12 protein-coding genes are annotated in these 12,534 nt (G+C 67.1%); 4 read left to right on the forward strand and 8 right to left on the reverse strand.

From position 1 onward, the window contains the following. The gene (locus JX613_RS10265) at window positions 1-948 is read left to right on the forward strand and encodes an ABC transporter substrate-binding protein (protein ID WP_207101368.1); all 948 of its coding nucleotides are present in this window, start codon (window positions 1-3) and stop codon (window positions 946-948) included. Here JX613_RS10265 and JX613_RS10270 read toward each other — a convergent pair. After that, window positions 927-1,868, reverse strand: a complete 942-nt coding sequence (locus JX613_RS10270; RefSeq protein WP_207101369.1) for a DMT family transporter — start codon at window positions 1,866-1,868, stop codon at window positions 927-929. The genes JX613_RS10265 and JX613_RS10270 overlap by 22 nt on opposite strands. 80 nt (window positions 1,869-1,948) lie before the next feature. After that, complete coding sequence (locus tag JX613_RS10275; protein WP_207101370.1) at window positions 1,949-2,383, reverse strand: DUF1810 domain-containing protein; 435 nt, start codon at window positions 2,381-2,383, stop codon at window positions 1,949-1,951. 609 nt (window positions 2,384-2,992) lie between these two features. Here JX613_RS10275 and JX613_RS10280 point away from each other — a divergent pair. Next, window positions 2,993-3,388, forward strand: a complete 396-nt coding sequence (locus tag JX613_RS10280) for a DUF2147 domain-containing protein (protein ID WP_207101371.1) — start codon at window positions 2,993-2,995, stop codon at window positions 3,386-3,388. Between the two features lie 285 nt (window positions 3,389-3,673). Here JX613_RS10280 and JX613_RS10285 read toward each other — a convergent pair whose 3' ends face one another. Beyond that, window positions 3,674-4,870 carry a pyridoxal phosphate-dependent aminotransferase gene (locus tag JX613_RS10285; protein ID WP_207101372.1) on the reverse strand — a complete coding sequence of 399 codons (1,197 nt, stop codon included), beginning with the start codon at window positions 4,868-4,870 and terminating at the stop codon, window positions 3,674-3,676. 140 nt (window positions 4,871-5,010) lie between these two features. Here JX613_RS10285 and JX613_RS10290 point away from each other — a divergent pair, with 140 nt between their 5' ends. Beyond that, a complete protein-coding gene (locus JX613_RS10290; RefSeq protein WP_207101373.1) occupies window positions 5,011-5,715 on the forward strand; it encodes an FCD domain-containing protein in 705 nt (234 codons plus the stop codon). On the opposite strand, the gene JX613_RS10295 is transcribed toward JX613_RS10290, so the two are convergent. The 5 genes from JX613_RS10295 to JX613_RS10315 all read right to left on the reverse strand — a co-directional run bounded on the left by JX613_RS10295 (window position 5,716) and on the right by JX613_RS10315 (window position 11,546). Then, entirely contained in the window at window positions 5,716-7,260 is a 1,545-nt protein-coding gene (locus JX613_RS10295; RefSeq protein ID WP_207101374.1) for an indolepyruvate oxidoreductase subunit beta family protein, read from the reverse strand. An 11-nt stretch (window positions 7,261-7,271) separates the two neighbouring features. Continuing rightward, the gene (locus tag JX613_RS10300) at window positions 7,272-9,419 is read right to left on the reverse strand and encodes a thiamine pyrophosphate-dependent enzyme (RefSeq protein ID WP_207101375.1); all 2,148 of its coding nucleotides are present in this window, start codon (window positions 9,417-9,419) and stop codon (window positions 7,272-7,274) included. Window positions 9,420-9,456: 37 nt separating this feature from the next. Beyond that, on the reverse strand, window positions 9,457-9,894 hold the full coding sequence (locus tag JX613_RS10305) for a MarR family winged helix-turn-helix transcriptional regulator (protein WP_207101376.1): 438 nt from the start codon (window positions 9,892-9,894) through the stop codon (window positions 9,457-9,459). A gap of 4 nt (window positions 9,895-9,898) precedes the next feature. After that, on the reverse strand, window positions 9,899-10,672 hold the full coding sequence (locus JX613_RS10310) for a cyclase family protein (protein ID WP_207101377.1): 774 nt from the start codon (window positions 10,670-10,672) through the stop codon (window positions 9,899-9,901). A 133-nt stretch (window positions 10,673-10,805) separates the two neighbouring features. After that, complete coding sequence (locus JX613_RS10315) at window positions 10,806-11,546, reverse strand: tryptophan 2,3-dioxygenase family protein (protein WP_207101378.1); 741 nt, start codon at window positions 11,544-11,546, stop codon at window positions 10,806-10,808. A 34-nt stretch (window positions 11,547-11,580) separates the two neighbouring features. On the opposite strand from JX613_RS10315, the gene JX613_RS10320 reads away from it, so the two are divergent. After that, window positions 11,581-12,144: an Lrp/AsnC family transcriptional regulator gene (locus JX613_RS10320; protein WP_207101379.1), complete on the forward strand. Its 564-nt coding sequence runs from the start codon at window positions 11,581-11,583 to the stop codon at window positions 12,142-12,144. Window positions 12,145-12,534: the final 390 nt, after the last annotated feature.

Below are 12,534 nucleotides of genomic sequence, written 5' to 3' on the forward strand. Positions count from 1 at the left end.
ATGAAGCATTTCGTATCGGGGCTGGCCATTGCCGCCGCACTGGCCGCCCCCGCGCTGGCGCAGGACGGGGAAACCAAGGTGATCGGGGTGTCGATCCCGGCGGCGACGCATGGCTGGGCGGGGGGCATGAACTATTTCGCGCAGGCCACCGTGGACCGGCTGGAGGAAACCTATCCCCAACTGGACTTCGTGCTGGCGACCGCGTCCGACCCCGCCAAGCAGGTCAACGACATCGAGGACATGGTGGCGACCCGCAACATCGACGCGCTTGTGGTGCTGCCCTTTGAATCGGAACCGCTGACCGGCCCGGTCCAGAACGTCAAGGCATCCGGCGCCTGGATCACCGTCGTGGACCGGGGCCTGTCGCAGGAGGGGATCGAGGATCTGTATGTCGCGGGCGACAACCCGGGCTTTGGGCGTGTCTCGGGCGAATACATGGCAAGCGCCCTGCCCGAGGGCGGCAAGATCGTCGTGCTGCGCGGCATTCCCACCACCATCGACAACGAACGCGTCGAAGGCTTCCAGGCCGCCATCGAGGGCAAGAACATCGAGATCCTGGGCATGGAACACGGCGACTGGAACCGCGACAAGGCCTTCACGGTCATGCAGGACTTCCTGTCGAAATACCCGCAGATCGACGCGGTTTGGGCGTCCGACGACGACATGGCCGTGGGCGTCCTTGGCGCCATCGAGGCGGCGGGCCGCAAGGACATCAAGTTCGTCCTGGGCGGCGCGGGCATGAAGGAGATGGTCAAGCGCACCATGGACGGCGACGCGATGATCCCCGCCAACGTCACCTATCCCCCCGCGATGATTGCCACCGCCATCGAGATCACCGCCGTGGGACTTGTCTCGCAGGCGCCGGTGTCGGGCGATTTCATCATCGGCTCGGTCCTGGTGACGCCGGAAAACGCCGAAACCTATTACTATCCCGACAGCCCGTTCTGACGCGTCGCAGGCTGCGGTCCTTGCAGGGCCGCAGCCGCCTTGCGCCGTTCGGCCATCACCGCCTGGAAGTTCGACAACAGGATGATGCCGCCGCCCAGGAACACCCACAGGTCGATCGCCTCGCCATAGAAATAATAGCCCACAAGGGCCGCCATCGGCACGCGCAGGAAGTCGATGGGGATCAGGATGGATGCGTCCAGCCGCCGCAAGGCCTGCGCTTGGGCATAATGCGCCGCAAGCGCGCCCACGCCCGCAACCAGCATCCAGGGAATGTCCGTCACCGCCACGGGCCGCCAGTCGGTCAGCGCGGCCAGCAGGCCCAGCGGCAGCTGGATCAGGATCATCCACACGACGATGGCCCCGGGCGAGGCATGTTGCGTCAGCTGCTTGACCAGGATCAGCGACAGCCCGTAACCGGCCGCCGCGATCAGCACCAGGGCGGCCGCCGGATCGACCATGCCGATGCCGGGCCGCACGATCACCATGACGCCGATGAACCCGCCCACGGTCGCCAGCAGGCGCGGCCCGCTCAGCCTTTCGCGCAGCAGCAGCCAGGCGAACAGCGTCACCCAGATCGGCATGGTGAATTCCAGCGCGAAGACCGAGGCCAGCGGCAGCAGCACCACGCCGACCGTCCAGAAATACTGCGCGGTGAAATGGATCACGTTGCGCGCCAGGTGCAGCCGCAGCTTGGCGGCGCGGCGCACCTCGGGGAACAGCGACCGGCCCACGGCCAGGATCACGAACAGCCCGACCAGCGCCCGGAAGAACAGCACCTGGCGGATCGACAGGGTTTCGGCCATTTCCCGCGATCCGACCGACATGCCGATAAAGGCCGTCATCGCCAGCGCCATCCAGACCAGGCCCTGGCCAAAGTTCGACCGCCCGCCCCCGGCGGCAGTTCCGATAGTGCCCGACATGGTTCCCCCTTTGCCCGAAGCGGCTGGACCATAGGCCGGACGCCGGGCAGGCGAAAGGCCCGGAGCCGCGAAAGGCGGCCTCAGGACAGCCTGCGCACCGTGACGGGGCAGGGCCGGCCGCCGTAAAAGGTGTCCAGGATGCGGTGGAACACGGGCGGCGCCCCTTCGACGGCCGCAAACAGCGTGGCCGAGGATCGCAGCTTCTCGGCGTCGATGCCGCCCATGATCCGTTCCGCCGGAAGGGTGGGGTGGGCCATCACCGCCTCGGCGCAGGCGATCAGGCGGGGGCCGAGGACCGGATGCGCCAGATAGCGCCGCGCCTCGTCCAGGTCGGCGATGCCGTAGTGGTGCGACATCGCCGACCGGCCAAGCCCGCGCAGTTGCGGGAAGATGAACCACATCCAATGGCTTTGCTTGCGCCCCCGCCGCAGTTCCGCCAGCGCGATGTCATAGGTGCCGTCCTGCGCCTCGGTGAAGCGGTCAAGCCGGTCGGGATCGGGGGAATGGCGGGCCATGGCGATGTCCTTTCGATGCCGCCAGCCAATCATGGTCGGGGCATGGGGTCAACGCGCCCGGGGCCGATGCTGCCCCGCCGCCTGCAGCCTGTGGAACCGGGATCGGGCATGGACCAGGGCGTCGCCGGGGGCGAGGTGGGCTTCCTCGATCTCGCCCACCCAAGGCGGCGGTGAAGGTATTGGCCGACCCGAAGGCCGCGACCCAGGCCGCCGATCCGTCCACCATGCCGATCCTGTCCACCATCCGCAGGAAGTGATGCGGCGCCATGGCATCGCCGCCGAACCGGCGCGGGGTCGAGGACCGGAAGATCCGCGCCTTTTTCATAGCGCCACGATGTCGCGGGGGATGTGGCGGCCCTGCTGTCCAGCAGGTGCTTGAACTCCACCGTTTCTGTCGGGCGCGAGAAATCGCGTCCGGTCAGGGTGGCGGCGGAAAAGCTGCTGCCGGTCAGAGGCTGGTTCATGGGCGCGGTCCTGTCGGTGTTTCAAGCATGAAGCATCGGGAGGGTGCATCAATCAAATGCATTGTGGGAATGATCCCCTATAGGCCCGGTGCATGTGCGGCATTGCCCCTTTGCCAGCCAGGACCGCCTGCATTATGCTGAGGGGATGAAGATGACCTTGCCTGCCCTTGCCGCCCTTGCCTGTCTGGGCCAGCCCGCCCTGGCCGCCGATCCCCTGGCCGGGATCTGGCGCACGCAGCCGGGACGCGACGGCGGCTTCGGGCATGTCGAGATCGGGCCCTGCGGGGGCGGGCTTTGCGGAACGGTGGTGCAGACCTTCGATGCGCAGGGCCAGGCGGTCCGGGCCGACGACCTGGGCGCGGCCATCCTGGCCGATGTGGTGGCGACGGGCGGGGGAAGCTATGGCAAGGGCCGGATCATCAACCCCGAAACCGGGCGCAGCTATACCGCCCGCCTGACGCTGCGCGGCGACCTGCTGGACGTGGGCGGCTGCATCCTGATGATCTGCCGCAACGCGGGCACCTGGCAGCGGGTGCGGTAGGGGATCGGCAGAGGGAAAATGCGGTACCGCTCGGTCCACCGGGCGGGACAAGGAAACGCATGCGTTTCCCCCGCCCGCCGCGCGAGGGTACCACCAGAGACGGTGCCGCCCCACGACCACGAGAGGCCAGCGACCGGCCCGGTGGGCGTGAAGCGCCCGCCGAGGGCGGGGCGGGCGCTGGCCGGGCCTTATGGGCCCGGCGGTTCCGGTGGATAGGGCAGCGCGTGGCGAAGGCGATGGCCTTCGCCAGATCAAGCGCGGCGCAGGAGTGAAGGGCTTGCCGCCCTAGACCGCCGCCACTTCCTTCCCGGCGCGGCGTTCCAGCCCGCCGAAGAAGCGTTGCAGCCGGTCCATGGCCTCGGTGATCTGTTCTACCGACAGCGAGCCGAAGCAGATGCGCAGGTGCCCCTCGCCCGCCGCGCCATAGAAGCTGCCCGCCTCGACCACGACGCCGGTTTCCTCCAGCAGACGTTCGGCCAGGGCTTGCGAGGCCAGGCCTGTGGCAGAGATGTCGGGAAAGGCATAGATGGTGCCCTCGGGCCAGGCGCAGGTGATGCCGGGCATCTGGTTCAGCCGCGACACGACGATGTCGCGCTTGGCCTTGTCCTCGGCGATCAGGCCCTCCAGCACCGCCGGGTCGCCGGTCACGGCGGCCAGCGCGCCGTCCTGGACAAAGGTGTTCACATGGGTCACGTCGTTGGCGGTGATCTTCAGAAGCGCGCCTACCGCCCAGTCGGGCGCCGCCATGTAGCCGATGCGCCAGCCGTCCATGGCATAGCTTTTCGTGAAGGCGAACAGGCTGACGGTGCGGTCCGCCATGCCGGGCAGGCTGGCGATGCTGGTGTGGCGGGCGTTGTCGAACAGGATGTCCTCGTAAACCTCGTCGGCCAGGACCAGCAGGTCGTGCCTGATCGCCAGGTCGGCCAGGCCCTGCAATTCCTCGCGGGTGTAAACCCGGCCGGTGGGATTGCAGGGGTTGATCAGCACGATCATCTTCGTGCGCGCGGTGATCCTGGGCTCGATCAGCGCCGGGTCGATGCGGAAGCCGTTGGCGGCGTCCAGGGGGGCCGTCACCACGCTGCCGCCCGCCAGTTCGATCTTGCCGATGTGCTGGGGGTAGAAGGGTTCCAGCAGGATCGCCTCGTCGCCCGGGTCGATGAAGGCCATGATGGCGGCAAAGGATCCGTGCGTCAGGCCGTTCGTGACGATGATCTGGCCGGGCGTCACATCCAGGCCGTTCTGGCGGACCAGCTTGTCGCGCAGGGCCTCGCGCAGGGGGGCGATGCCCGTCAGGTCGGAATAATGCACCTTGCCCGCGCGGATGGCGTCGATGGCGGCCTGCTTGATGTGGTCGGGCGTGTCGGCGTGCGGACGGCCCAGTTCCATGTGGATCAGGGCGCGGTCCGTGATGGCGGCGGCGCGGCCATACATGCCGAAGGATTTCTGCGAGGTGGCGGTGATGCGGCGGGCGAGATGCTTCATGGGGATACCCGGATGGACTGTCCCGCCCTTATTGTGATCGTTTGATCAAATTGGCAAGGGAAAAGTCGGCGGCATTTGGCGTTTGATCCAGGGCGGCCCGCCCGCTATCCGTCAGCCATGACGCATCCGAGAGGCGCACCGTGACATCCCATGCCGACAAGCCCTTGAAGCCCGTCGCCACCCGCAAGACCGTGCAGGACCAGGTTTACGAGCAACTGCGCGAGGCGCTGATGTCAGGGGCTTTCCAGGCGCGCGACAGCTTCACCATCGCCTCGCTGTCGGACCGCTTCCAGACCTCGCACATGCCGGTGCGCGAGGCCTTGCGGCGGCTGGCCGCGGAAAACGCGCTGCGCATCGCGCCTTCGGGCACCGCCTTCGTGCCCGATCTGTCACGCGAGGAACTGGACGACATCAGCCGCGCCCGCGTGATCATCGAAGGCGCGGCTGCGGAACTGGCCGCGCCGAACCTGACCGGGGCCGACCAGGCGGCGCTGGCCGCCTTGATCGCCGAGCATCGCGCCACCGGCATCAGCGGCGACATCGTGGCGATGGCGGCAGTGAACCGGCGGTTTCATTTCCACATCTACGCCGCCGCCCGCAGCCCGATCCTGATGAGCCATATCGAGAACCTGTGGCTGCGGTCCGGCCCCTATGTCCGCTTCCTGTCCGACCGGATGGGATCGCTGCTGCAAACCGACTACAAGGGCGAGTTCACGCAGCACCACGAGGCGATGCTGGCGGCGCTGGAGCGTGGCGACATGCCCGGTTTCCGCGCCGCGATGGAGGCCGACATCACCGCCACGCAAGACCTGCTGCACCGCTTCCTGGACGACCGCGCGGCCTGATCAGGCGGCGAAGCTTTCCACCGTCTTCAGCGCGCCGTCCAGCGCCTTGCCCTGTTCGTCGGCCAGCGCGGCGGTGCGCAACCGGCGCATCCAGTCGGCGGCGTCCGGGCGACCGCGCAGCATCGGCAGGGCGGACATCACGCGGTCGAACTTGGACAGCCCGCGCGCGTGCGTGTCGGAATAGCCCTTGATCAGCCGCCGGTTCGCCAGAACCTCGGCCGCAAGCGCGCGGTCGGTGGCGGCGGTCTCCATGGCCGTGTCGAACCAGGCCGCGACATGGGCCATTTCGCTGCGGTGGCGCAACAGGCTGCGCCGCCAGGGGCGCAGGGCCGACACCGCCCAAAGCAGGCCGAAGCCCGCCAGGCTGTCGGTGCGGATGCGGCGGCCCTTGTCCAGGTGGCGGGAATAGAACCGCTGCGCCCGGTCGCTGCCCTGCAGCCAAGCGCCGATGCGGGCGGGCAGGGTGGTGGTGAATTCCTCGAACCGGGGGTGGAAGTATTCGGTCAGGCGCAGCACCTGGTCGTCCTTCACCCGGACCTCCTCGCGCACGCGGCTGTGGCGGCTGGCGCGCGTCTTCAGATCCGCCACGCGCAGGATGTCGTCGTAACACAGCGCATTGGCCGCGTATTTTGCCGCCGCCTGCGTCAGGGCGAAAGGCGTGGCGTCCGCCCGGGCGGCACGTTCGACCATGTCCAGGTATTGCGCGCCATAGGCGATGTCCTGGTAATCCACGACCTTCTTCAGGCCCAGGCCTGCGATGTCCTGCGCTTCCGCCGGCAGGCGGTCCAGCCGCGCCTCCAGCGCCTGCCAATCGGCTTGCAGCGGGGCGGGGACGTTCAGCGTGCGGATGCGGGGTTTGAGGGCTTCGACCGCCGGGGGCGGCGTGGTGCCCCTGGCGCAGTCATAGGCAAGGCCAAAGGCGCGAAGGGACGCTTCGACCCCCTTGCCGGATTTGGCGATCACGGCCTCATAGCTGTCGCGGGGGAAGGGCAGGGCGCCCGATCCCGCCAGCGCGCCGAAGAGGCTGGCCGAGATCACCGAGCCTGCCCTGGTGGCCAGCGTCTCCATGTCGAAGGCCACCACCTGGTCGGCGGCAAGGCCCAGGGCGGCGATCACCTGGTCGGCGTCCGCGCGCCCGTCGCCCGGCACGACCTTTTCCGATACCGCCGCGATCCGGTGGGTGGATGCGATCAGCGTCGTCCGCCCCGGCGTCACGAAGCCGCGCATGACGGCGCGTCCCGCCTCCATCAGTTCGGCGGCGATCATGATGTCCACGTCGCCTTCCGACGGCGACAGCGCAAAGACGGGCGTGCGGCCGGTGTCCTTGCACATCTCGACGTAATAGACCGTGGCGCCGGTGCGCTGCGCCACGCCCGCGACCGAGGTGGACTGGGCATGATAGCCGTTCAGTTCGGCCACGTCGATGATCCAGTTGGTCAGGACGCCGCCGCCCTGTCCGCCGACCGCCAAGGCCGCCAGCGTGATGATCCGTTCGCCCTGGGGGCCGGGCGATCTGCGGGCGATGATCGGGGTGTGCATGGTCATGGGCGTCCCTTTCAGGCGAAGGTCAGGCGGCGCGCGTCGCGGCGCGCTTGCAGCCAGCCGATGATACGGGCCGTGCGGGATGCGCGGCGCTTTTCGGCGGGCGTCGGGTTCGACACGATCTCGGCCTGGTAGAACGAGGGGCAGAGGACGGCGGCGTCCGCGACCTCGCCGCAGTTGCCGCAGCCGACGCAAGACTGGTCAATGGCGGCGACAGGGTCGTCGCGCAGGGGATCGCCGGTGTCCTTGACCGACAGGGACGGGCAGCCCGACAGCCTCATGCAGGCGTGATCGCCCGTGCAGATATCCTCGTCCACGCCGAAGCGCGGGCGGACGGTGCGCTTGCCTTCCTTGGTGGCCTTCGCCAGCGCGGGCTTTTCGCGGCGCTGGCGGTTGAGCATGCATTCAGATGACGCCACGATGACCTTGGGGCCTTCCTCGGGGCTGGTCAGCGCCTCGATCATGGTGTCGCGCATCCGGGTCACGTCATAGGTGCGGTCGATCTGGCGCACCCATTTGACGCCCATGCCCCTGACCGCATCCGCAATCGGATTGTTGGTCTTGCGGCTTTTGTTGGCGGCGCGGGACGACAGGATGTCCTGCCCGCCCGTGGCCGCCGCATAATGGTTGTCCACGATGACGATCAGCCCGTCATGCTTGTTGAAGGACGCGTTGCCGATCGAGGAGGTCAGCCCGTTGTGCCAGAAGCCGCCGTCGCCCACGAAGCTGATCGACCGCTTGCCCGCCTTGTCCCGGTTCTGCAAGGCGGATGCCGAGGCCGGGCCAAGCCCGTATCCCATCGTCGTCGACCCGATGTCGAAGGGCGGCATGATGGAAAACAGGTGGCAACCGATGTCCGAGGCGATGTGGTGTTCGCCCAGTTGCCTCTGCACCAGCTTGGTCGCGGCGAAGATCGGGCGTTCCGGGCAGCCGGTGCAGAACCCGGGCGGACGGGCCGGGACCACGGAGGAGAGGTCGGGAATGTCGCTTTGCGCCGGTTCGTTGGGCGTGGCGGTGGCGGGCGGCAGCAGGCCGGGCGCGTGTTCGCGCAGGAAGGCGGCGATGCCTTCGACCAGGCGCTTGCCGGTATATTCGCCCGCCATGGGCAGGGTGCCCTTGCCCGCCAGCACCGTCTTGCGACCTGCCTGGTAGAGCATGTGGCCGATGGCCTGTTCGATGAAGTTGGGCTGGCCTTCCTCGACCAGCAGCACGGCGTCCTTGCCGTCGCAGAAGTCGAGGATCTGGCTGTCGCACAGCGGATAGACCGCGTTCAGGCACAGGATATGGATGTCGGTCTCGCCATAGATGTCCGACAGGCCAAGCCGGTTCAGCGCGCGGATCACGCCGTTATAGGTGCCGCCCTGCACGATCAGCCCGATCCGGGATGCCGGGTTGCCGAACTGTTCGTTGACGTTGTTTTCCAAGATATAGCTGACCGCGTTCGGCCAGCGGCGGTCGATCTTTTCGTTCTCGTGCAGAAAGACCGCCGGAGGCAGGACGATGCGGGACAGGTCGCGCTTGGGGTTCTGCAAGGCGTCCGACACGGTCATCTTCGGGCGCTGGTTGTCGGACGCGGTGAAGTGGCCGTGGACATGGCAGGACTTGATGCGCATCTGCATCATCACCGGGGTGTTCGACGCCTCGGACAGGCGGAAGCCATGGCCCACCGCCGCCACGATGGACGGCAGGTTCGGGCGCGGGTCCAGAAGCCACATCTGGCTTTTCATGGCGAAGGCATGGCTGCGTTCCTGCATGATCGAGGAACCCTCGCCGTAATCCTCGCCCAGGATCACCAGCGCGCCGCCGGTCACGCCGCCGGACGCCAGGTTCGCCAGCGCGTCGGATGCGACATTGGTGCCCACCGTGGACTTGAAGGCCACCGCGCCCCGGATCGGATAGTTCACGGACGCCGCCAGCATCGCCGCCGCCGTGGCCTCGGATGCCGAGTTCTCGAAATGCACGCCGTATTCGGCCAGCAGATCCTGGGCGTCCGAGAACACGTCCATCAGGTGGCTGATGGGCGATCCCTGATAGCCGCCGACATAGCCCACGCCGTTTTCCAGAAGCGCCTTGGTGACGGCAAGGATCCCCTCGCCCCGGAAGGTGCCGCCCGCGCCCATGCGCAGCTGCTCGACTTCCTTCTTGAATGACCGTTCTGCCATGGGTTTTCTCCTGTGGCGGTGGTTCAGGAACCGGGGTTCAAAAATCGTGATGGCGGATCGACCGCAGGATCCGGCCCAGCGTCGCGGTGAAGGCCGCGCGTTCGGCGGGCGGGATGGCCGCGAACAGCCGCTCCTCGGCCTCGCGCATGGCGGGCCAGGCGCGGGCGTGAAGGGCCGCGCCCACATCGGTCAGGTGGATGCGGCGGACGCGGCTGTCCTGCTCGCAGGCCTCGCGCCGGATCAGGCCGGCGGCCTCCATGCTGTCCAGCGTGCGCGACAAGGTGGACTGCTTGATGACCGTCAGCACCGACAGTTCGTTGACCGTGCGCGGGCCGTCGCCCGCCAGGACCGCCAGCACGCGCATTTGCGGCACGCTGACGCCCTCGGGGGCCAGGGTCTCGGCGACCCCGGCGTTATAGCGCGCCATGATCCGGTTCAGCAGATAGGGGGCGAACCCCTCCAGATCGCGCGCCATGGGTTCAGGCCGGAACCAGCACCAGCGCGCGGATCGGGCTGCCGGTGCCGTTCTCGATCTTCAGGGGCGCGGCGATCAGGATCGCGCCCTTCGGGGGCAGTTCCGACAGGTTCACCAGGGACGCCAGGCCATAGCGGTTGTTCGCGTGCAGCAGGTTGTGGGCTGGATAGGGCGGGGTCATGCCGCCCGCGATGCCCGCGTCGGTGCCCCAGCCAAGCACCTTCTTGTCCATCAGGTACTGGATGCAATCGGCGGACGGCCCCGGCGTGTGCGGGCCGGTCTCATCCGCGTTCAGATACAGCGCCGCGTCGCCATTGCGCTTGCACCAGTCGGTGCGCATCAGCACCCATTCGCCCTCGCCGATCTCGCCATGCTCGGCCTCCCAGGCCTTCACGCCCTCGGCGGTCAGCAGGAAGTCGGGGTCAGCCGCCGCCTGGGCGGAACAGTCGATGACATTGGCAGGGGCCACGAAGTTCTGCGGCGCGATGGTGTCGGTCGATCCGTCGGGATAGTCCTTGCCGGTGATCCAGTGGTGCGGCGCGTCGAAATGCGTGCCGGAATGTTCGCCGACCTTCAGCCAGTTCCAGGCCCAGAACGGTCCCCGGTCGCCGTATTTGCTGATCGGGTGGATCTCGATCGGCGGCGTGTCGTCGGCGATTTCCGGCGGCAGCTTCAGCAGCGGCGTTCTGGGCCCCAGCGTGGCCGTGCAATCGACGACGCGGATCCTGCCCGTCAGCAGGGCCTGGCCCAGGTCTTCAAGGCTGGCGATGTCTTTCATCCCGTTCTCTCCCGTTGGTGGTGTTATTGTTTTTATATGCAGATGCATATATCTGCTTGGCCAAGCTGTGGCACGCTGTGATCAAGCAATCAAGATTTTTGTCGCGGGCACCGTGCGGATGCCCGCGGATTGATCAGGCTTCGACGTGGATCGGCTTGCGCACCACGCCATAGCTGGCGCCCCAGGCGTCGGTCATGTCGCAGCGGATGTCCCACAGTTCCGGAAAAAAGCGGTGCCGGGCCCCCGATTCGAGGATCTGCACCGGGCGGCCCTTCAGCGACTTCGACCCCATGCCGATGGAGCGGTGGATGAGGTAAACGTGCATGGCCCGGAACTTCTGGAACAGCTCGTCATATTCGATCAGCGCCTCGCCCACGACATAGCTGTCGCCGTGGTCGTATTTGGCGTCATAGATGTCGGCGACGGTCAGGCCGCGCCCGTCCAGATAGACGGCCTTGAACGCATCCCACAGGTCATTGGGCATCCGCAGCAAGGCCTGGAAGCCCGGCGATTCCTGGCCCGATCCGTTGCCAAGCTGCTTGCGCACCTCCTGGTATTCGCGGGGCGACATGGTTTCCAGCAGGTCAAGCTGCTGCGTCATCAGCCGCATCAGGCGATGGACGCGGCCCATCAGCGTGACCACGCGATGCGTGTTGCCCGCGTCGATGAAGTCGCGCACATCCACCAGCGTATAGGCGATCAGCTTCATCCACAGCTCCTCGACCTGGTGGACGATCTGGAACTGCAATTCGTCGCCGTTGCACATCTGGGCCAGGGGCTTCTGGCATTGCAGCAGCGGCTCGACATTCAGATAGACGCCGTAGTCCAGCAGCTTCGGCGTCTCGATCAGCTTGTGCCATTCGTCGCGGGTCATGGTTCCTGTCCTTGCGTTCGCGGGGTTCTTGATCATGTTCCAGAATCAGGGGAACATTGTTCCCGAAGTCGCGCCGTGGCAGGCCTGCCTGAAAACGGTCGGCGGCTTTCGGGCCGGGGCGGGGGAACGGATGGACCAGATCGACCTTGACCTGCTCGCCGCGCTGGAGGCCGATGCCCGCCTGTCCTTCGCCGAACTGGCCGAACGCCATGGGCTGTCCAAGACCCCCGTCTGGAAGCGCGTCAAGGCGATGGAGGAGGCGGGCGCGATCCGGGGCTATGGGGCCCAACTGGACGCCGCCGCCCTGGGCTTCGGGATCGAGGCCTTTGTCCAGGTGACGCTGGCCCCGGACTCCGCCGAGCGGTTCGAGGCCATGGTCATGGCCCATCCCGCCATCCGCCGCTGCCATGCGACGACCGGGGCGGGGGATTATCTGCTGCATGTACTGTGCCGCGACATCGCCATGATGGACCGCCTGCTGCGGCGCGAGATCGCGCGGATGCCCGGCGTGGTACGGACCGAAACCATCGTTTCCACCCGGACGGTCAAGGACCGCCATTCGCTGGCTGCCGCAGCCAAGGCGCTTGGCAAGGGCTGATCCAATCCGTTTCAGGGGGCTTTATTGACAAAAACTGTTGCAAACAGCGCCTGCGGATAGCCTTGTCCAGGAAAGATGTATTTGATCAAACCATCATTTCCGTCGGAAGCTCGAAGACAACCGCGCCTGTCCATCCACCAGAGAGAGCCGTTTACGATCCTCCGCCCCTTGCTTTTGCCGCCGCGCTGGCCTGTTCCACGGCGGGCCTAGCCCATGCCCAAGCCGTCCGCAACATCGTCCGCTTTGCCTATAGCCAAACGCTGGAAAGCCCGAACCCGTCTTTCACCACGCTGCGCCTTGGCGTGATCATCGGCCGCAACGTCTGGGACAGGCTGGTGGCCCGCAACGCCGAAACCGGCGCCTTCGAGACGCTGCTAGCAACCGAATGGA

It is taken from the genome of Paracoccus shandongensis, from assembly GCF_017315735.1.
Classification (GTDB): Bacteria; Pseudomonadota; Alphaproteobacteria; order Rhodobacterales; family Rhodobacteraceae; genus Paracoccus; species Paracoccus shandongensis.